Source organism: Pseudomonadales bacterium, from assembly GCA_024234435.1.
GTDB lineage: Bacteria > Pseudomonadota > Gammaproteobacteria > Pseudomonadales > Porticoccaceae > JACKOF01.
Genome location: JACKOF010000001.1, coordinates 268,421 through 287,792, shown reverse-complemented (window position 1 = coordinate 287,792; position 19,372 = coordinate 268,421). Strand labels below are relative to the sequence as shown.

The 19,372-nt window shown below is 51.4% G+C and carries 21 protein-coding genes; 3 read left to right on the top strand and 18 right to left on the bottom strand.

What is annotated here, in order from left to right:
* The first annotated feature begins 28 nt into the window (after window positions 1-28).
* Complete coding sequence (locus H7A02_01380) at window positions 29-376, top strand: hypothetical protein (GenBank protein ID MCP5170908.1); 348 nt, start codon at window positions 29-31, stop codon at window positions 374-376.
* Here H7A02_01380 and lipA read toward each other — a convergent pair.
* From lipA to H7A02_01290, 18 genes are all read right to left on the bottom strand, one after another.
* Complete coding sequence (gene lipA, locus H7A02_01375) at window positions 373-1,353, bottom strand: lipoyl synthase (GenBank protein ID MCP5170907.1); 981 nt, start codon at window positions 1,351-1,353, stop codon at window positions 373-375. The genes H7A02_01380 and lipA overlap by 4 nt on opposite strands.
* 100 nt (window positions 1,354-1,453) lie before the next feature.
* Window positions 1,454-2,170 carry a lipoyl(octanoyl) transferase LipB gene (gene lipB, locus H7A02_01370; protein MCP5170906.1) on the bottom strand — a complete coding sequence of 239 codons (717 nt, stop codon included), beginning with the start codon at window positions 2,168-2,170 and terminating at the stop codon, window positions 1,454-1,456.
* On the bottom strand, window positions 2,170-2,448 hold the full coding sequence (locus H7A02_01365; protein ID MCP5170905.1) for a DUF493 domain-containing protein: 279 nt from the start codon (window positions 2,446-2,448) through the stop codon (window positions 2,170-2,172). The genes lipB and H7A02_01365 overlap by 1 nt, the downstream gene beginning before the upstream one ends.
* A gap of 23 nt (window positions 2,449-2,471) precedes the next feature.
* Window positions 2,472-3,629: a D-alanyl-D-alanine carboxypeptidase gene (locus H7A02_01360; GenBank protein ID MCP5170904.1), complete on the bottom strand. Its 1,158-nt coding sequence runs from the start codon at window positions 3,627-3,629 to the stop codon at window positions 2,472-2,474.
* Window positions 3,630-3,777: 148 nt separating this feature from the next.
* Window positions 3,778-4,731 (bottom strand): septal ring lytic transglycosylase RlpA family protein, encoded by a 954-nt coding sequence (locus H7A02_01355; GenBank protein MCP5170903.1) that lies wholly within the window; start codon window positions 4,729-4,731, stop codon window positions 3,778-3,780.
* The gene (mltB, locus tag H7A02_01350) at window positions 4,715-5,710 is read right to left on the bottom strand and encodes a lytic murein transglycosylase B (GenBank protein ID MCP5170902.1); all 996 of its coding nucleotides are present in this window, start codon (window positions 5,708-5,710) and stop codon (window positions 4,715-4,717) included. Before mltB ends, H7A02_01355 begins: the two co-directional genes overlap by 17 nt.
* Window positions 5,711-5,730: 20 nt before the next feature.
* Window positions 5,731-6,867, bottom strand: a complete 1,137-nt coding sequence (rodA, locus tag H7A02_01345; protein ID MCP5170901.1) for a rod shape-determining protein RodA — start codon at window positions 6,865-6,867, stop codon at window positions 5,731-5,733.
* Window positions 6,857-8,749, bottom strand: a complete 1,893-nt coding sequence (gene mrdA / locus H7A02_01340) for a penicillin-binding protein 2 (protein ID MCP5170900.1) — start codon at window positions 8,747-8,749, stop codon at window positions 6,857-6,859. The genes rodA and mrdA overlap by 11 nt, the downstream gene beginning before the upstream one ends.
* A 6-nt stretch (window positions 8,750-8,755) precedes the next feature.
* Window positions 8,756-9,367 (bottom strand): class I SAM-dependent methyltransferase, encoded by a 612-nt coding sequence (locus H7A02_01335; protein ID MCP5170899.1) that lies wholly within the window; start codon window positions 9,365-9,367, stop codon window positions 8,756-8,758.
* A gap of 24 nt (window positions 9,368-9,391) precedes the next feature.
* Window positions 9,392-9,766: a hypothetical protein gene (locus tag H7A02_01330; GenBank protein ID MCP5170898.1), complete on the bottom strand. Its 375-nt coding sequence runs from the start codon at window positions 9,764-9,766 to the stop codon at window positions 9,392-9,394.
* Between the two features lie 127 nt (window positions 9,767-9,893).
* A complete protein-coding gene (gene rlmH, locus H7A02_01325) occupies window positions 9,894-10,361 on the bottom strand; it encodes a 23S rRNA (pseudouridine(1915)-N(3))-methyltransferase RlmH (GenBank protein MCP5170897.1) in 468 nt (155 codons plus the stop codon).
* A 7-nt stretch (window positions 10,362-10,368) separates the two neighbouring features.
* The gene (rsfS, locus tag H7A02_01320) at window positions 10,369-10,716 is read right to left on the bottom strand and encodes a ribosome silencing factor (protein MCP5170896.1); all 348 of its coding nucleotides are present in this window, start codon (window positions 10,714-10,716) and stop codon (window positions 10,369-10,371) included.
* Between the two features lie 57 nt (window positions 10,717-10,773).
* Window positions 10,774-11,403: a nicotinate-nucleotide adenylyltransferase gene (gene nadD / locus H7A02_01315; protein MCP5170895.1), complete on the bottom strand. Its 630-nt coding sequence runs from the start codon at window positions 11,401-11,403 to the stop codon at window positions 10,774-10,776.
* 2 nt (window positions 11,404-11,405) lie between these two features.
* Window positions 11,406-12,641 (bottom strand): glutamate-5-semialdehyde dehydrogenase, encoded by a 1,236-nt coding sequence (locus tag H7A02_01310; protein ID MCP5170894.1) that lies wholly within the window; start codon window positions 12,639-12,641, stop codon window positions 11,406-11,408.
* A 136-nt stretch (window positions 12,642-12,777) separates the two neighbouring features.
* Window positions 12,778-13,335, bottom strand: coding sequence for a DUF4124 domain-containing protein (locus tag H7A02_01305; GenBank protein ID MCP5170893.1), 558 nt, complete (start codon window positions 13,333-13,335; stop codon window positions 12,778-12,780).
* A 111-nt stretch (window positions 13,336-13,446) separates the two neighbouring features.
* On the bottom strand, window positions 13,447-14,211 hold the full coding sequence (locus tag H7A02_01300; GenBank protein MCP5170892.1) for an SDR family oxidoreductase: 765 nt from the start codon (window positions 14,209-14,211) through the stop codon (window positions 13,447-13,449).
* Window positions 14,212-16,833: an MMPL family transporter gene (locus tag H7A02_01295; protein ID MCP5170891.1), complete on the bottom strand. Its 2,622-nt coding sequence runs from the start codon at window positions 16,831-16,833 to the stop codon at window positions 14,212-14,214.
* A 75-nt stretch (window positions 16,834-16,908) separates the two neighbouring features.
* Window positions 16,909-17,220 carry a SelT/SelW/SelH family protein gene (locus H7A02_01290; GenBank protein ID MCP5170890.1) on the bottom strand — a complete coding sequence of 104 codons (312 nt, stop codon included), beginning with the start codon at window positions 17,218-17,220 and terminating at the stop codon, window positions 16,909-16,911.
* A gap of 167 nt (window positions 17,221-17,387) precedes the next feature.
* Here H7A02_01290 and H7A02_01285 point away from each other — a divergent pair, with 167 nt between their 5' ends.
* Window positions 17,388-18,326 (top strand): D-2-hydroxyacid dehydrogenase, encoded by a 939-nt coding sequence (locus tag H7A02_01285; GenBank protein ID MCP5170889.1) that lies wholly within the window; start codon window positions 17,388-17,390, stop codon window positions 18,324-18,326.
* 121 nt (window positions 18,327-18,447) lie between these two features.
* On the top strand, window positions 18,448-19,353 hold the full coding sequence (locus tag H7A02_01280; protein MCP5170888.1) for an HDOD domain-containing protein: 906 nt from the start codon (window positions 18,448-18,450) through the stop codon (window positions 19,351-19,353).
* Window positions 19,354-19,372: the final 19 nt, after the last annotated feature.

The window sequence follows — 19,372 nt, the reverse complement described above, 5'->3', positions numbered from 1 at the left end:
TGACGACGCAGCCCCTGTGGAGCACGACATGATAGGAAAACTGGTTTCAAAATCTATCGATCTCGCCACCCTGCCAGCCCGCATGACTATTCGCGGCTCAATCAGGGTGCTGAAAGCTACCGATCTGCTGCCGGGAGGCATGGAGCAGTTTCAAGAAGACATGAAATCCTTGCTAAGAGAGCTGGATGCGGATTTTGATCGTGACGTAGAGGATATGACCGAGCAAGAGCGTGAAACCATTGCCATACAGGAAATCCAACGGGCGGAATACCATATCTCCGGCGCGCTGATCAGCATGCTGCGGCTTGTGCGGCTGGCAACAGCTGACCAGCATCGGATTATCGAACACCCTGCGATCGACAACCGCATCCGTTAGCTGACTTTCTCCCCCCGAGCCTGCTGATCCGCATGATAACTGGAACGCACCAACGGGCCTGAAGCAACATGCTTGAAGCCAATACTGTAGGCGTAATCCGCATACTCCTGAAACTCATCCGGGTGTACATACCGTTCCACCGGCAAATGCTCTTTTGACGGTTGCAGATACTGGCCGATAGTCAACATTTCAATGTCATATTCGCGCATATCGTCCAGTGTCGCCAGCAGTTCTTCCCTGCTCTCGCCCAGGCCAACCATCAGACCCGATTTTGAGGCAACTTCAGGGTTGCGAGCCTTGTATTGCTGCAATAGCGTCAATGACCATTTGTAGTTGGCTCCTGGTCTCGCCTGCCGATACAGCCTCGGTACCGTCTCCATATTATGGTTAAAAACATCAGGAGGGGTTGCCGTAAGGATATCCAGGGCCGACTCCATACGACCTCGAAAATCCGGCACCAGAATCTCTACCTGCAGATGAGGTGAACGCAGACGGGATTCGCGAATACAATCTGCAAAGTGCTGGGCACCACCGTCTCTGAGGTCATCCCGATCTACGGATGTAATGACCACATACTTCAGACCCATTTCGGCAATGGCCGACGCGAGGTGACCCGGCTCTTCCGGGTCCAGGGGATTGGGCTTGCCATGCCCGACATCACAAAACGGGCAGCGACGTGTACAGATGTCACCCATAATCATAAAAGTTGCTGTACCGCCGCTAAAGCACTCCTGCAAATTCGGGCAGGATGCTTCCTCACAAACCGTGGACAGCTTATTGCTACGCAGAATGCGTTTGATTCCCTCCACTTTGGGCGAATTTGAAATACGAATTCGCATCCACTCCGGTTTGCGCTGAAGATTTTCGACAGGAATGACCTTTACCGGGATACGCTCCACCTTCTGCGCATCACGTAGCTTTTCGCCCTGCTGCAAGCGGCGAGTTCGTTTTGGCGGTGTCAGATCAGAATCAATCATAAAACGGTTCAGGTCCGGTGTTTTTGTTTTTAGCCAGGTATTTTGTGGCCGCCTGCTCTGAAAAGACGCTCCGGCAAAAACAGTTCAGAAAAAAGCTCATTCATCCGTCACGCTGTGGCGAAAAATTCTCTACCAGAGGCCGGTACTGCACATTGACGGAATTATAACCCAGTTTGTTAACCAGCATTGCAGCCAGATATTCCGCAACTTCGCCCTGAATAATTGTCTGCCGAGTACAATCGCGCATTTGCGTCATCGGCACGTTCAATCCACAGGGGTTAATTCTGTGCCAGGGACCCAGGTCCATATCCACGTTAAAGTTAAAACCGTGATAGCTGCACCCGCGACGAACTCGCAATCCCAAAGAGGCAATTTTTTCACCACCTTGCGTGTATACACCCGGCGCGTCAGAACGGGAGGATGCATGGATGCCCCAGTGGGCCAAGGTATCAACCAGGCTTTCTTCAATCAGTGTCACCAGTTCGCGCACACCCAGCTTCATACGTCGCAAATCAAGCAACAGGTAACCTGTAATCTGACCAGGGCCGTGATAGGTCACCTGTCCGCCCCTATCACTTTGCACGACAGGAATAGCGCCAGGATTCTGGATGTGCTCACTCTTACCCGCCTGCCCTTGGGTAAACACCGGGTAGTGCTCCAGCAACCAGATTTCATCAAGCGTGCTGTCGCTTCGCCTATCGGTGAAGACTTTCATGGCCTCGAATGTATCGTTGTAGTGGCAAAGACCCAGATAACGGATAAGCAGAGACTTTTCAACCGCTTGTGCAGACGTTTTTTCCGGCACCCCAGCAGGCATTACAGCACCATTTTGACCAGTTTATTATCTTTCAGGTCATCAAAAATGGACTGCAATTGCGGTTTTCCCGTTGCAATAATGGTTACAGTGATTGACTGGTAGGTACCTTTACTGCTGTCACGAATCGAAATACTGGCTTGATCAAAACCCGGCGCATGACGCTCCATAACGTTAACAACCAGACTGTGCAACTCATCCCCGGCATCACCCATCACCTTGATAGGGTATTCACAGGGAAACTCTATTTTAGGTGCTTCAGGATTATCACTACCCGACATGACGTTTACCCGCTTCATGCCGTTTAACTGAACAGTCCGGCAAAAAAGCGCATGACCATATCCCATAAACGAGAGAAGAAGCCTGCTTCCTCGATCTCGCTACCTGCCACCAGTGGCATATCCAGCAGTGTTTCACCCTTGTAGGTTATTGTCAGGCTACCAAGTTCCTGCCCTTGATTCACGGGCGCTTCAATCACACCATCAATATGTGTGGTAGCCACCAGATCTTTTTGTGAACCGCGCGGAATTGTCAGATAAACATCTCTGGGAACCACCAGGTTAATGGCGTCCTCCTTACCAAACCAGACCTTCTGATTTTCGGCCACAACATCGCCGTCAGCGTAGACTTGTGTTGTTTCAAAGTATCTAAACCCATAAGACAGCAGCTTTTGTGACTCTCTTGCCCGGGCTTCATCGCTTTTGGTACCCATCACAACGGATATCAGGCGCATACCACCACGCAATGCGGAAGCAACCAGACAATATCCCGCTTCTTCTGTGTGCCCTGTTTTCAAACCGTCTACAGACTTGTCGCGCCACAACAGACGATTGCGGTTGGGTTGATTAATTCCGTTAAATTCGAAATATTTTTCGGCATAAATACTATAGTGTTCGGGGTAGTCCATAATCACCGCTCGCGCCAGCAACGACAAATCCCGCGCAGTCGTCAGATGCCCTTCTGCCGGCCAGCCGGTTGCGTTCAGGTAATTGGTGCCATGCATGCCCAGCAAACGGGCCTGCTGGTTCATGACATCAGCAAACGCACCTTCGCTGCCAGCCACAAATTCTGCCAGGGCAACACTTGCATCATTGCCAGACTGAATAATCACACCGCGCAGCAGATCATTCACGGAAACACTGGTGCCCTCGCGAATAAACATCTTTGAGCCGCCCATTTCCCAGGCATTAACGCTAATCGGCACCTGATCCTGTCCGGAGATTTTGCCGTTGTGCATTTCTCCGGCGACGATATAACTGGTCATCATTTTGGTAAGGCTGGCGGGAGGCAATTGCTCATCCGCATTGTGCTCCACCAGTACTTTACCCGTGTCTGCATCGAGTAATATCCATGCCGAAGCCGCCAGTTCCGGCGGAGCCGGAATCAGCACTTGCGCGTTAACGGCAACGGCAGTATTAACAAGCAATACAAGGCAAAAGCTAACAAGAGTATTTTTAGTCATGATCAATTTGATAAGGGCAGTTGTCGATAATAGAGGAAAGAAGAGTGGCCGGAGTTTAGCACGTTGTACACCATAGATTTAAGGGCAAGTTTCAATTTCTCTGGCAATTGGAATAAAGAACTCAAAAATGAAGTAAGTAAACCTCACGTTAATCGTAGACCACAAAAGCCTGAATATTCTCAGTCTTGTGCAACAGATTTCTCAGCTTGAGAAGCTCAATATTGTCGGTTAACGGCCCCAGCAACACTTTGAATATCGCCTCGGGATGCTGCTTTTCACGAATCACGACCGGAGTGGCCGTCACTTTCTGCAAGCGGGTAAGCAATTGCCGTGCGGAACCCTCTGAGCTGAAAGCGCCTGCCTGCAAAAAAGTATTGCCCGGCAACTGAAAATCGTAACCATCCAGGCGTGCACTTCTAAGCGGACTGGTATCAGCCCTCGCCACACCGGTTTGAGCGGGTTTCGCGGGAGTGCCTGCCGTGACTATCGGCCCGCCAACCTTTTCGATAGAGGGCTGCTCAACCACATTATCCTGATAACGATTGAAGGTTCTCGGGTCGATGGCTTCCACCTCGACCCTGGCGGTACCTTTATCGGAATAACCGAGTTTCTTCGCCGCCGCATAGGACAGATCAATAATCCGGTTACCGTGAAATGGCCCCCGGTCATTAACGCGCACAATGACACTGCGCCCGTTTTCCAGATTCGTCACTTTGACATAAGCGGGGATACGCAGGGTTTTATGGGCAGCCGTCATGCCGTACATACTGTAGGTTTCACCATTGGAAGTCTTACGCCCGTGGAACTTGTTGCCATACCAGGAAGCGACCCCCCTTTCTTTATAGACAGCACCGGCAGGTAACAGCCGGTAGGTCTTGCCAAACTGAGTATACGGATCAGGATTACCCGCCTTGGTAATGGGCTCGACTTTGGGTTGCGCATCAGGAAGATTGCGCACATCAATATCTTTTGGTGGCGGACCATCACCGTACCCATAACCGCCACCGGAAGAGCAGGACTGCAACAATGCAGCCATCAAGGCGGTCAAACCCAGCCAGGCAAATATGGTGTATTGTTTTGAAAGTCTAGCTCGCAAGACCATTCACCCGCTCAAGAATAAGCTGACTCAACTGATGCACAGCCATGGCATACAAATGGCTGTGGTTATAGCGCGTAATGGTATAAAAATTTGGCAGCGCAAGCCAAAACTCGACGCCACCATTTCCCTCCAGCTCCAGAGGAAAGGCTTGCATTTCACCGGGCAGCTTATCCACCGGCGCAAACCCCAGCTTTTCCAGATCATTCAATGTGTTGGCCAATGACAGCTGATTAAGGCGCTCCTGATCGTAGCCCTCGGTTACCCGCGCTCTTGTTACTACCGGCTGACCCGCTTGCCACTTGTGAGCCGCAAAATAATTCGCCACACTGCCAATCGCGTCGGTGGAGCTGTTCCAGATATCAACAAACCCGTCACCATCAAAGTCTACTGCATAGCTGCGGTAGCTGCTGGGGATGAATTGCCCGTACCCCATGGCCCCGGCATAAGACCCGGTCAGTAGTAGTGGGTCTTTTTTCTGCTCGCGAGCGAGCAACAGAAATTCTTCCAGTTGCCGGGTAAAAAACTTGCTTCGTTTGGGGTAATCAAACCCCAGCGTGGAAAGCGCGTCCACCACCCGCCAGCTGCCCTTGTTTCGACCATAGAAAGTTTCCACACCGATAATGGCAACAATAATTTCCGGCGCCACACCAAACTGCTTTTCAGCACGGGCAAGCGCTTCGCGGTTGTCATTCCAGAACCTTGCACCTTCGTCAATGCGCTTCTCACTGATAAAAATGTCCCGGTAGTCTTTCCAGGGCTTTACCTTCTCGGCAGGCCTGTTCATGGCATCAATGATCGGCTGTTTTTTCTCGGCTGCAGCGAGCACCCGTTCAACCTCGGCCAGATCAAAACCATGTTCGCTCACCATGCGCTGGGCAAAGACCACGCCTTGAGGGTGATTTCTGTAATCCGCCCACGCATCGCTACTTACTGCTGCTACCAGACAAACAAACCCGTGCAAAACAAATCGATTTACGCTCATCACATTATGTCCCTCTGACTTCAGAGGCCTCTCCTTTTTTCTGTGCTGATAGCCATCAGCATACCAAACCCGAGCATCAGGGTGACAATGGATGTGCCCCCGTAGCTAACCAGCGGCAGCGGTACACCCACCACAGGCAATATACCGGACACCATACCCATATTGACAAAAATATACACAAAAAACGTCAGCGTGATACTGCCCGCCAGCAACCTGCCAAACATGGTTTGCGCGCGCAGACTGATCAACAGACAGCGCGCAATAATCAACAAGTAGGCACTCAAAAGCAGTAACACTCCGATAAAACCAAAATCTTCAGCCAGCACCGCCACAATGAAATCCGTGTGACTTTCAGGCAAGAAATCAAGTTGCGATTGCGTCCCTTGCATCCAGCCTTTCCCATGTATTCCACCAGAACCAATAGCGGTGGTCGCCTGAATAATGTTCCAGCCAGCCCCCAGTTTATCCGCCTCCGGATTAAAAAGCGTGAGAATACGCTGTTTCTGGTAATCTCTTAAGAGAAACATCCAGAAAACAGGTGCAAAAATTGCGACCAGCAATCCGCATGATCCCAGATAACGCTTGGGCAGTCCTGCCAGAAATAATGCGAAACAGCCCGCTGACGCCACCAGAATGGCGGTTCCCAAATCAGGCTGAATAGCAATCAGTACTGCTGGCGCCGCAATCAACACCAACGCCCAAAAAACATGTTTGAATCGGGGCGGTAAAACCCGGCCTCCCAGATAACTGGCCACCATAAGCGGCACTGCCGCCTTGAGAATTTCCGAGGGCTGAAAACGAAACCCACCGATGTCAAGCCACCGCTGTGCGCCTTTGGCTCCGGAGCCCATAAATACCACTGCAATTAGCATCAGAATACCCGCCGCATAAGGCAGCGCCGCCCACCGCTCCAGCATGCGCGGCGGAATCTGGGCCGTCAGCAGCATCACCAGCAGGCCAATCCCATACCAGGTAATCTGACGCTTCATGTAAAACTCGCTCTGCCCACTGGCACTATAAATCACAAACAGGCTCCCCCCCATAAAGACAAGCAACATCAGCAACAGGGGCATATCCAGGTGGACGCGATTCCAGCCTCGTGAGCGATACACACCTGCCCCCGGCTGTCTGATACGGTGGACATATTCACCCGGCATTATCATCAACCTCTGAGTGATTGACACCCGTCACCGGTAAATTCTGCATATAGGCGTCCATCAGCTTCCTCGCGATCGGAGCAGCTGTCGAACTACCATGTTCACCGTTTTCAACCAGCACGGCCACAGCAATAAGCGGCTCATCAGCTGGCGCGAAGGCAATAAAAAGGGCGTGGTCACGGTTCATCATGGCGACTTTTTCAGCGTCATACTCTTCATCCTGCTTTATACCGATCACCTGGGCAGTGCCGGTTTTACCGGCAATACGATATTCCAGCCCCCGATTGATGGCCTGTGCTGTTCCCCGGCGGTGATGTACCACATCCTCCATCGCATTAATCACATAGCGCCAGTTCGCCGGTTTAATATCCAGCGTTGTTTCCGACAGATCATCACCGGCTTCTTCATTATCGGAGCCATATCCAGCATTCGGTCTAACCAGGCGTGGCACCCGCATCTTTCCCCGGGTAGCAAGTCCGGCAACCGCAACCGCCAGCTGCAGGGGTGTTGCCAGCGTAAAACCCTGACCGATACTGGTGTTAATCGTGTCACCCGGATACCACGCAATACCACGAGCACCGCGCTTCCATGCCCGCGATGGCATGATGCCGGCACGTTCTGAGGGCATATCTATGCCGCTTTTTTCACCCAGTCCGAACATTGCCCCATATTTGGCAATCAAATCAATCCCCATTCTGTTGCCGATATCGTAATAAAGCGTGTCGCAGGACTGCACAATCGCAGTATGCAGATCAATCGAACTTCCGTGGCCACCTTTTTTCCAGTCGCGATATTTACGTTCCTCGCCTTTCAGCTGGAAGTAACCGGGATCATAAATCGTGTATTCGGGCGATATGGTTTTGCTCTCCAGCGCAGCCAATGCATAGATAGGTTTTACGGTCGAACCCGGCGGATATTGGCCCTGCAGGGCCCGATCAAACAGGGGGCGGTCCCGGGATGTCAGTAGTGCCTGATAATGCTTATGGCTAATCCCGGTAACAAACAGATTGGTATCAAAACCGGGCTTGCTGGCTAAAGCCAGCACACCGCCTGTCGCTGTCTCAATGGCCACCACCGCGCCACGGTAATCACCAAGGGCTTCCATGGCCGTTTTCTGAAGATGGTAATCCAGATACAGGTGAAGGTCCGTGCCGGGAACAGCTTCAATATGCTCCAGCTTGCGCATGACCCGCCCGCGAGCATTCACCTCCACCTTTTCGTAACCCACTTCGCCCAGTAGATCATCTTCATAATATTTTTCGAGACCAGTTTTACCCACCACACGGGTGCCACTGTAACGAACCGGGTCCAGCTCCCGGATTTCCTTATCATTAATACTGCCAACATAACCCAGCACATGAGCCAGGTTTTCACCCATAGGATAGTAACGCAGTAGTTGTGCTGTCACCTGAACGCCCGGCAATCGATGTTCATTGACAGCAAGAATACCCTGCTCTTCATCACTAAGATTAAACCGGAGAGGTACCGTTTCGTAGGGTCGACGACGTTGCTTTAGCTGTTTTTGAAAACGCTGGATGTCATCATCGGTTATATCGATCAACAGCTTCAATTCTGCGAACAGCGTATCAAGGTCCTCTGCCTGCTCGACAACGACGGACAAATTCACACTCGGACGGTTATCCGCCAGTAATAAGCCATTGCGATCATATATGAGACCACGCGGTGGCGGCACTGCCCGCGCCAGCACCCGGTTATTCTCCGAGCGGGTAACGAAGTCTGCATGCCGGGAAATCTGCAAATGAGCATAGCGCCAGATCAGGCCGCCTATCATCAGCAAAACAATTAATACCGTAAAACCGAGACGGCCAAAAAACAGCCGGTATTCCCGTTGAGGATCTTTTAGCGCGTAATCATTGTTCATCAATAATCAGGCTGTTGCCTTGATTGTTTTTACAACATCGAGAAAAACGTTATTCACTTCATGAATGTCAAATCCTGCGGCCTTAACATTTTCAACTGTCTTCCGGTTCATATCAGGGCCAATTTTTCTCGACAGTACAGTCATGAAGTCCATCATGATTTTAAAGGGATAATATCGGCTGCCGGTATGCTCGAACATATAAAGCTCACCACCGGGCCTTAGCACTTTGCGCAAGGCCTTCAACGCCGCAACCGGATTGGGAACCGAGCAGAAAGTACAGGAAGTAAACACCTGATCAAAACTGTGTTCCTCAAAATCCATGTCATGTACATCCATTACCCGGGCGTCAATCTCACCGTTGTACTGCGCAATCCTGGGGTTTGCCTGTTCAAGCATTTTCGGGCTTATATCCAGCGCCACAATTTTGCGCCCTTCCGGAAAACACTGAATATCCAGCCCCGTCCCCAGTGCCAGAAACAGAATCCTGGCATCAGCTCTCATATGAGAAAATAAGTCATCCTTGAAAGGCTTCCAGCGTTTTTCCGCACCCCTGCCTGCCATCAAATCAAAGGTTGGCGCTGCTTTATCCCACTTCTTCTGTGTTATCAGATCAACCATATTTCGGATTCCTACTGAACCTGTTTAAAGCTGCTGAACACCTCTGACCTGTTGATTGACAATCCAGATCATTACAATTGTGGCAAGGCCACAGACAGCACCAACCATAAACGCAGTACCGGCTCCCAGCGGGGCCATGGCAGACCACATACCAATCACCATACCGCTAACCATACCGGTCACCATCAGCGGCACCATCAGCTCCATGGCGCCCAGACAAATTGATGCTGGCAGCCACAGAACACCAGCCAGTAGCATACCGAGAAACATCATCACAAACATGGCGATTATCATATTCCAGCCTGCCCCGGTAATCAGACTGACAAACCAGCCGACAACAGCACCCACCAGAATGTTGGCCAGCAAATCACCCAAAACAAAAAACAACCGGTTATCCATGTTGAAACCCCTCATAAAGCCTGCACCCATTGTAGGAAAAATGCCCAGAATGACAATGAGTTATCAGCTTTATTTATCAGCACCCTTCTGCCGGGCTGATGTATCGAGGACGCCCTGTACTTTGCCGCTACCGGTGATAAGGGTGTCCGACATTGATACTCCAGGCCCGGTAGAGTTGTTCCGCAAGAAGAATTCGCACCAGGGGATGGGGCAGCGTCAGATTGGAAAGCGACCAGCGAGTGTTGGCTCGCGCCATACATTCTGGGGCCAACCCATCCGGCCCACCGATTAACAAACTGTAATTATCACCACTGCCGAGCCATTCACTCAACTTGCCAGCCAACTGTCCGGTATTCCAGGGATTGCCTTTAACATCCAGCGCAATCACATGGTCACGGGGGTCAACCGCCTTCATCATTGCCTCGCCTTCTCTGGCAATAGCACGCTGAAGATCACTGCCCTTGCCACGCTGCCCAAGAGGCAGTTCTACCATTTCCAGTTTCAATTCAGGGGGAAGCCGTTTAGCGTATTCAGAGAAGCCCTGTTCTACCCAGCCGGGCATACGGGTTCCTATGGCAATTATTTTTAATCGCACTGGAGGGTTACTCTTCAGTAGCAGTATGGTCGTCCGGGCGGACAGACCAGAGTTTTTCCAGTTCGTAGAAATCGCGGGTAGCGGGCAGCATCACGTGGAGCACCAGGTCGCCATAATCCACCAACACCCATTCAGCCCCATCCATTCCCTCAATACCAAGTGGTCGAAAACCAGCCTTTTTGCCCTCTTCCACCACATGCTCGGCCAGAGATTTTACTTGCCTGGTTGAAGCGCCGCTGGCAACAACCAGTGTATCCGTGACATCAGTAAGATCGCTGACATTCAGGGTGACAATATCTTTTCCTTTAATGTCTTCGAGGGCGTCAATGACGATATCTGTCAGTTGTTTACTCATATATTTCCTGATTTTTCCAATGGCCTGTGCAGCCTTGATGAATGAAAGTGCTTACCGTTATCGGTAAAGGCCCTGCTCTCTGATATATTCAATGACCGAATCAGGCACCAGATAACGCACAGATTCACCCCGTTTCAAGGATTCTCTAATGCCTGTGGCTGAAACCGGCAACAGCGTCATTTCCGCAATGGCTATATGGCCACAGGCGGAATTCGGCAAGCACTCCAGCTGTTCACGATGTTGCCGGATAAACACCGCCACATCGCCCTCTTCCGGCGGGAGCCAGCCAGGCCTCGCCACAGCAACAATATGCGCGAAATCGAGCAACAGCCGCCAATGCTGCCAGCTGTTAATCGTCAACAACGCATCCATGCCTATACAGAGGTACACCGGCACATGAGCGCCCATTTCGGCCCTGACTGCCCGCAAGGTATCGATTGTGTACGAAGGGCCGGTGCGCTTTAGTTCACAGTCATCAGCCTTCATGCCAGGCTCACCCGCCACAGCCCGCTCCAGCATTGCCAGCCGATGCGCCGCCGATGTCGATGGCGTATCGCGATGCGGGGGTTGTGCCGAAGGAATCATGCGCATTTCAGCAAGATTTAGACGCGCCTTCAATTCCAGTGCTGTGCGCAAATGACCGATATGAACCGGATCAAACGTACCACCGAAAACACCAATAGACACGGTTAGCTACGTACCTCACCATGACCGTAAACCACCCATTTCTGTGACGTTAGCCCCTCCAGACCAACCGGCCCGCGAGCATGTATCTTGTCAGTAGAAATACCGATTTCTGCACCCAGACCATATTCAAAACCGTCGGCAAAACGGGTGGAAGCATTCACCATGACCGAGCTGGAATCCACTTCGCGAAGAAAGCGGTCGCTGCGATATTTGTCGCCGGTGATAATGGCATCGGTATGCTGTGAACTATAGCGGGCAATGTGTGCCATTGCCTCATCCATATCTGCTACTACTTTAATCGACAAGACCGGCGCCAGATATTCCGTGCTCCAGTCTTCTTCTGTCGCTTCGACGCAGTCAATAATGGCGCGGGTTTTTTCGCAACCACGTAATTCAACACCTTGCTTCACATACGCTTGCGCCAATCGAGGCAAAATACTTTTGGCGACAGGCTCCGCAACCAACAGCGTCTCCATCGCGTTACATACACCATAGCGGTGTGTTTTGGCATTAACGGCAATATCAAAGGCCATGTTCAAGTCGGCTTTGTCATCAATGTAGACATGGCAAATGCCGTCCAGATGTTTGATCACCGGCACTCTGGCTTCAGCACTGATTCTTTCAATCAGACTTTTGCCTCCACGGGGCACAATCACATCCACAAAGTCTGTCATGGTAATCAGCTCGCCCACCGCTGCTCGATCCGTGATTTCAATGACCTGAACAGCAGCAACAGGTAATCCGGCCTTGTCCAACCCCCGTTCAATGCAACGCGCAATGGCCTGATTGGAATGAATCGCTTCGCTGCCACCACGCAGGATAGTGGCATTGCCGGATTTCAGGCACAAACTGGCAGCATCAATTGTCACATTCGGGCGGGACTCATAGATAATGCCTACCACACCGAGAGGCACCCGCATTTTGCCTAGCTCTATACCGCTGGGCCGCGTCTCAAGAGCTGATATTTCGCCAACAGGGTCACGCAACCTGGCAACCTGCTGCAAGCCTTCAATCATGCCATCAATTCTGGCATCGTTTAATTCCAGTCGGTCCAGTAGCGCCTCATCCAGTCCGTTTTTGCGACCATCGGCCATATCGGTTGCATTGGCCGCCATCAACTCGGAGCGACTGGCACTCAACACGTCGGCAATTGCCAGCAATGCTGTATTTTTGGTTTCCGTGCTGGCTGCAGCAATAACACGGGCAGCCTCGCGGGCTCGTTGCCCCAGCTGCTGCATATAGGATTTCACATCCATTGATGATTCTCGGCACTCAAAAAGCAGCATTATACCGATGGCTGCTCCATAAATCCGCAACTGCCGGTGGGCAATCCCGACAAATAAAAAACAGCATGAGTTACCGGGACAAGTGCCATCAGGGCGTTATCACCGGAGTCCGGGGCGTGAGAACAGGCCCATTGTAGGGGTAACGACTGTAGGCTCTCCGACCAGAGGGAGAGCGCTCATCCTCACGGACATGGCGCCGGTAAGTCGGCTTTTTGTAAATACCTGGATCGGAGCGGCGACTGAACCTGCGCTTTGCGCCTTGATAACCAGGGTAATACGGATAATAGTGATCTTCCCGGTAAATAACAGGGGGCAGTGTGGGCTGAGTGGCCACCATACGGGCTTTTTCTTCCGCAATTCTCGCAGCATCGCGATCCTGCCGGTCCCGCTTGAGCCGGTCGGCAGTTTTCGACAACTGCTCAATCAGCGCATTGGAAACGGCCAGATTTTCAGCCCCGGTGCTGCCTGCACCCGGGGAGTCGACTACTTCAACTTCTTTCAGCAATAGCGCTCCGGCAGGTAACTGATCGCCATAACCCACATTGCCCCCGGTATCCAGATACTTATAGACCACCGCAGCCTCGGCACTGAAAGCCAGCGCCACCAACCCCGGAATAACGGCCTTGATCAACCCTTGCACTGTCACTGGCAATTACCCTGCTCGAAACAATCATCACTACTGTGACAATATAGCAGCTGGAAAGTTAGTCGGCCTGAAAAGGCTATTGCGTTATTCAGACACGCTTCTCAAAATGATCTAAAGCCTTAACCCGCCATCAATTTCGAAAACACGCCCCGAGATATAATCGTTTTCCAGAATAAACGCGACAGTTTCAGCAATATGCCCAGGCTCTCCTGCACGCCCCAGAGGTACCAGAGATGCCAATTTGTCCTGCACTTTTTCCGGCATGCTTTTCACCATATCGGTATTGATAAAACCCGGCGCAATAGCAGCCGCACGAATATTGTAACGCGCAAGTTCTTTTGCCCAGGTGGTCGCCATGGCAACCACCCCGGCCTTGGCGGCTGAATAATTGCTCTGTCCGAGGTTTCCAGCGCGAGCAATACTGGAAATATTGATAATCACACCTTCATCAATCCGGGACTCAACCATGTGCGCCGCAGCTTCGCGCCCACAAAGAAAGACTCCGGTGAGATTAACATCCATCACCGCCTGCCATTCGGCAAGCGACATTTTTGCAACGACCTGGTTATCTTCAGACTTCACCAGCAGTCGATCGCGAATAATGCCCGCATTGTTGATCAACCCGTTAATAGCACCAAAATCGTTGACTACCTGCTGAAAAGCAGCCACAACTTCATGCTCACTGGCAACATTTGCCCGGTAGCAGCGAACATCCACACCGAGTTTCTGGCATCGGGACTTTACGCTATTCAAACCTTCATCGGAAACATCGACGAGCGCGAGCCTGGCACCGCGTTCAGCCAGGTTGACTGCTATCCCTTCACCAAGCCCTCGCCCTGCACCAGTAATGACTATTACACGGTTCTGAATATTCATTTACTTGCCAAGAGGTTTGAATATTAACAGCAACTTCGGTAGCAGCGTCATGGAGCCCAGCAGCGCTGCCAGCATTGCCAGGCCGGTCAACAGTCCAAAATAAACCGAAGGAATAAAGTTGGATAACGCCAGAATGGAGAAGCCGACAATAATGGTTATTGCCGTATAGAACAGCGCACGACCAATACTGGCATGGGCGCGATGCATGGTGGCGACATAGTCACCATCCACCTCAAACTCCCTCTTGAAACGGGTAATATAGTGGATGGCGTGGTCCACGCCGATCCCCACCGTAATGGCCGCAATGGTAATAGTCATCATATCCAGAGGAATACCAAACAACCCCATACCGCCAAGTACGACACCTGCTGCCAGCAGGTTAGGCAACATGGCCACCAGTGAGATGGACAGTGACCGGAACAGCACCAGAAACATCAGCATAATGCCAAGAAAAACGGCGCCCAAAGTTAAAATCTGCGAGCGGAACAGGCTCTGCAGCATATTGTTATATAACACCAGCAACCCGGTAAACTGCACCTGACCCTCTGCCAACCCCACCTCATCGATCGCAAAGCGACGGATTTTTTCGAGCAGTTCGGACCGCTTCAAATCGCCAATGGTTTCGCGGGTACGCAATGTGATACGCGCCTGATTCAATGCATCGTCAATATAGGGGTCCAGCAAAAATTCGGCATTGCCACCCGTGAGGCTCTGACGCACCAGGGCCAACTCCAGATCATTCAGCCTGTGTCCCATCAAATCACTGGCAACGTCGTAAACCGTCACCAGAGAACTGACCTTGCCTACCTCGGGCAAACTTTCCAGATAACGATGAAGCTTTTCGAGGTCCTGAATACCTGCCCCGGTAAACCAGTAACTGTTGGCTACCGGTGTTGCCTGCCTGTCTGTGTCCCCGCTTACCGATGACTCGTCAGCAAACGGATCATCCTCAAATGGATCCTGTTCCTCGAAGGCATCTTCTGCAGCAAACGCTTCATCGGCAAATGCATCGTCTCCAAAAGGATCATCCCCATCACCATAGGGGTTGTTTTCATAGGGGTCATTTTCAACGGCACCTGTCGCGGGTTCAAAACTGACCTCGGGAGCCGCCGGTGCATTGAGAATAATATCAAGCGGCGTTGTACCACCCAGGTTAGCGTCAATCACCGACAACCCCTGATACAACTCGGTATCAGAACGGAAATAATCGATAAACCGGTTGTCAACCTTGAGTTGCGTAACACCCCATCCACTGACAATCGCAGCAACCAGAGCCAGCAGCAACACCCAATTACCATGCTTCTCAGTAAATTGGGAAAACAACACCGTAACCGCCGCCGAATTGTCACCGCTATCGTTATTTCTGCCTTTACCCAACAGCATCATTCCGGCAGGGATCACTACAAATGCCAGCACCAGAGCCACAACGATGCCTATCGTCATCATCCAGCCAAAATCAATCACTGGACGAATATCACTGACGACCAGCGATACAAAGGCCACAATGGTCGTTAACACGGTATACAGACACGGTCGCGCCATATAGGAAACCGTCTCGCGTACCAGTATCAACTGATCTGCATCCGGCAGACTTTGCTGCAATTCCCGATAGCGCACAATCAAGTGAATCGTCAGGGCAAGCGTAATAATCAGCAGCAAAGCAACGAAGTTGGAAGAGATGACCGTCAGGCGCCAGTCGATCCAACTCAGGTAACCGAGCATCATTTCGACCGTCAGCACACAGGTCAGCAGCGGTAAAACCACCCAGCGCAACTGCCGGAAGATCACCGCCAGAGTGACGATAATGAAGACCACAATTCCTGTACCAAAAATGCGCAGGTCACTTTTGATAAACTCGATCATGTCCGCAGTGATCATACTGGGTCCACCCAGGAAGAGCGTTGCTTCACTACGGTACTTGTCTAGCAAGCCGCGCACATGAGCTACCCGCTCACGATCCCGCTGCGCCTGCAGCGTGCGGTAATCGAGAAATTCCTGACTGACACGCAATAATTCAGCCTGTTCATCAACGGTCAGCCCTGCCTTATCACGCTTGAGCCTCAAGGCATCGCGGTGACGCACCAGCTCCAGGTATTTACGATCAAGCTCCAGATTAGCCAGCACTGCTGTTGTCTGACCATCCGGGCCAAGTATCAGATCCCGGTAAATCGGGCTTTCCAGAAACTCGCGTTTGGCCTGAACACGGTCGGTATCTGCATCCATCAAAGTTCGCGGCTCATCCTTCAACTGCGAAATCGAAATTTGCGGACTGTACAGCAATGGTACGTTGAGAATAGAGGTTGTTCTCGATACCCCGCGAACCTGTGCCAAATCATCACTGAGCGCTTTCAGTGTTGTCAGCGATTGATCAGAAAACAAATCCGACGTCTTCGGGGTGTAGGTGACCAGTAAAAAGTCACTGCTGCCGTAACGCTGTAGCGATTCCCGAAAATAATCGAGATCGGAATCATGCTCCAGCGTTAAAGAATCAGCCGATGCGTCCAGTTTAAAGTTAGGCAGCCCAAACGCCATAGCCACAGCCATAAGCATAACCAGCAACAGGGATATGGCGGGGTGGCGCAGCACCAGTGCCTCGTAAGCGCCAAGCAAACGTTTTGACATTAATACATTCCATGCACAATAAAACGGCTGTCATTATCCTTAATAAACGAACCGGTTGCATCCTCTTTGCGGGGTTTATCGCTCCAGATGCCCCAGATTCCTGTCAGGATCAATCACGTCCCTAACCCGCTGCTTCAAGGCCTTCACATCCGGAAATCCACCCTCACTTTTACGCTCCCAGAGTAAGTCGCCGTTGAGCCGAATCTCAAATACACCACCTTCCGACGAAGGCACCAATGCCACTGCAGCCAGATCATCGGCAAAGGTATGCAGCAGTTCCTGCGCCATCCAGGCAGAGCGCAGTAACCAGTTGCAGCGCGGACAATAAATTATCTCGATGCCGGGTTTTTCTGTAACAGGTTTTGGGGAAATATTTTTTTGGGCCATAATAAAATCCTCTGAATAGCGGGTTTTGCGTTACCCTATTGCACTGTTGCCTGGCTGTCATCGACAATCATCAAGTTAGGGCAAAATAATGAAACGTGCCGCCCATAAAAACTGATTACTCACACAACGACAAACGGGTTGACCTACAAAAAGGCAGATAAATATCAATGAAAGGGGTAATCCTCGATTGCGACAGCCTGAGACCCGCTGACCTTGATCTGTCGGCACTAGCCGAATTGCCCATCGCGTGGACAATTTATCCCACCACCACACAGGAGCAAACTGCCCAACGCATTGCCGATGCCGATCTGATACTCACCAATAAAGTTGTGTTGGGTCGTCAGGAAATACTTTCCGCGCCCAATCTGAAATACATCGGCGTACTGGCTACAGGAACCAATGTGATTGACGTCTCCACCGCACAGTTGCGCAATATTACCGTCACCAATGTCACCGGCTACGGCACTGCCTCTGTAGTACAGCACTGCTTTGCATTAATTCTGTCGCTGGCCACCCGGCTACCTGATTACAATTGTGCGGCCCTTAATGGCCAATGGAGCAAAAGCCCTTTTTTCTGTCTGCTGGATTACCCGATACAACAACTTTCAGGCGCCACTATGGGTATTGTTGGATATGGCAAACTGGGGCGCAGTATGGCAAAGATTGCCAGCGCTTTTGGCATGCACGTCAAAATTGCCGGATTACCCGGCCGTCATCCGGGCAGCGCTTCCCGGGTACCTCTGGAAGAATTGCTATCACAGGTGGACGTGCTTTCACTACACTGCCCGCTAACACCAAACACCACAAACCTGATTGGCGCCAAAGAACTGGCAATGATGAAGCCAACAGCATTATTGATTAACTGTGCCAGGGGCGGCATCGTTGACGAGATGGCGCTTGCAACAGCATTACGACGCGGAAAGCTTGGTGGAGCAGGCGTAGATGTACTCAGTGAAGAACCGCCTCGACACCACAACCCATTACTCGACCCGGGTATTCCCAATCTGATTGTGACACCTCATTGCGCATGGGGGTCAAGAGAGTCGCGCCAAAAGCTAGTCCTGGAGGCGGGGCGCAACCTGCGATCATTTCTTGGTATCTGCTGACATCATGGCCAGTGGGAAAAGAGTCATTACAACAATCGCTCAAGGGTTATTGTGTTTTTCAGATAACCTTTCATAATGCAAGGTCATAATCAACTTACCCATTAAATAACATGGATAGATCATGGACGACGATGTTTTAACCAGACTCACCGCGGTTGAGGATCTACCCGCCTTGCCTACCGTAGTCTCGTCGGTGCTGGAAATGGTTGACGATGGCCAGTCGTCACTGGGTGAGTTAGCCACCGTCATCCAGCAGGATGCTGCCATATCAGCTGCTCTGGTAAAAATGGCCAACAGCGCTTTTTACGGATCGCGTTTCTCGGTCAGCAATGTCAGCCAGGCACTTTCACTTATTGGCCTGAGTGCAACCATACCGCTGGTGGTTGGGCTCTCCTTGCGCGGCCTGCAAGAAAGTTTTAATTCATCCATTAACTTTGAGCACTACTGGCGGCGCTCAGTGTTGTCTGGCAGTGTCAGTGCCTGGCTGTGTCGCTTTACTGATATCAAAAAAGAGGATGCTCTGCTGGCAGGGCTCGTTCAGGATATTGGCCTGCTGGCTGCCAGTGCGACCTATCAGGAGCAATACCGCCAGTGCGACATCTCAACCTGGCATGACCACTGTGCCCTGAGCAGTCTTGAAGAAAAACTGTTTGGCTTTGATCACACTCTGATCTCCGCTACCCTGCTGAAAAACTGGGGGTTTCCCCACCGCACAGTTACCGCTGTTGAGCTAAGTCATACCGAACCCAATCTGCTGGAACGGGACCTGACCTGGTGTGTCACCGGCTCAAACCTTATTTCAAATGCGATTATGCGCGGCCTTGATTCCGGGCGCCTGGTGGAAGAAATCAAAGAAGTCATGGACTCGTATTGGTTACCAATAGCACCTGACGATTACGATACCCGCCTGTTTGAATGCCTGGAACGGATCAGTGAGCTTGAGCAACTATTTGAGGTTCGCTTGCTGCCAAATGACATGGAAGCAATCCTGAACAAATACAAAGAAACGCTGAACGGCACTGCATAACAACCCTTCCCGACCAACA

What these genes read in the sequence shown, in the direction of transcription:
- H7A02_01330 (MCP5170898.1), bottom strand. Translation starts at nt 9,766, where the DNA reads ATGGATAACCGGTTGTTTTTTGTTTTGGGTGATTTGCTGGCCAACATT.
- rodA (MCP5170901.1), bottom strand. Translation starts at nt 6,867, where the DNA reads ATGCCGGGTGAATATGTCCACCGTATCAGACAGCCGGGGGCAGGTGTG.
- H7A02_01300 (MCP5170892.1), bottom strand. Translation starts at nt 14,211, where the DNA reads ATGAATATTCAGAACCGTGTAATAGTCATTACTGGTGCAGGGCGAGGG.
- H7A02_01295 (MCP5170891.1), bottom strand. Translation starts at nt 16,833, where the DNA reads ATGTCAAAACGTTTGCTTGGCGCTTACGAGGCACTGGTGCTGCGCCAC.
- mrdA (MCP5170900.1), bottom strand. Translation starts at nt 8,749, where the DNA reads ATGAACAATGATTACGCGCTAAAAGATCCTCAACGGGAATACCGGCTG.
- lipB (MCP5170906.1), bottom strand. Translation starts at nt 2,170, where the DNA reads ATGCCTGCTGGGGTGCCGGAAAAAACGTCTGCACAAGCGGTTGAAAAG.
- H7A02_01380 (MCP5170908.1), top strand. Translation starts at nt 29, where the DNA reads ATGATAGGAAAACTGGTTTCAAAATCTATCGATCTCGCCACCCTGCCA.
- H7A02_01310 (MCP5170894.1), bottom strand. Translation starts at nt 12,641, where the DNA reads ATGCAGCAGCTGGGGCAACGAGCCCGCGAGGCTGCCCGTGTTATTGCT.
- H7A02_01285 (MCP5170889.1), top strand. Translation starts at nt 17,388, where the DNA reads ATGAAAGGGGTAATCCTCGATTGCGACAGCCTGAGACCCGCTGACCTT.
- lipA (MCP5170907.1), bottom strand. Translation starts at nt 1,353, where the DNA reads ATGATTGATTCTGATCTGACACCGCCAAAACGAACTCGCCGCTTGCAG.
- H7A02_01355 (MCP5170903.1), bottom strand. Translation starts at nt 4,731, where the DNA reads ATGGTCTTGCGAGCTAGACTTTCAAAACAATACACCATATTTGCCTGG.
- H7A02_01335 (MCP5170899.1), bottom strand. Translation starts at nt 9,367, where the DNA reads ATGGTTGATCTGATAACACAGAAGAAGTGGGATAAAGCAGCGCCAACC.
- H7A02_01280 (MCP5170888.1), top strand. Translation starts at nt 18,448, where the DNA reads ATGGACGACGATGTTTTAACCAGACTCACCGCGGTTGAGGATCTACCC.
- H7A02_01290 (MCP5170890.1), bottom strand. Translation starts at nt 17,220, where the DNA reads ATGGCCCAAAAAAATATTTCCCCAAAACCTGTTACAGAAAAACCCGGC.
- rsfS (MCP5170896.1), bottom strand. Translation starts at nt 10,716, where the DNA reads ATGAGTAAACAACTGACAGATATCGTCATTGACGCCCTCGAAGACATT.
- mltB (MCP5170902.1), bottom strand. Translation starts at nt 5,710, where the DNA reads ATGAGCGTAAATCGATTTGTTTTGCACGGGTTTGTTTGTCTGGTAGCA.
- H7A02_01360 (MCP5170904.1), bottom strand. Translation starts at nt 3,629, where the DNA reads ATGACTAAAAATACTCTTGTTAGCTTTTGCCTTGTATTGCTTGTTAAT.
- H7A02_01365 (MCP5170905.1), bottom strand. Translation starts at nt 2,448, where the DNA reads ATGTCGGGTAGTGATAATCCTGAAGCACCTAAAATAGAGTTTCCCTGT.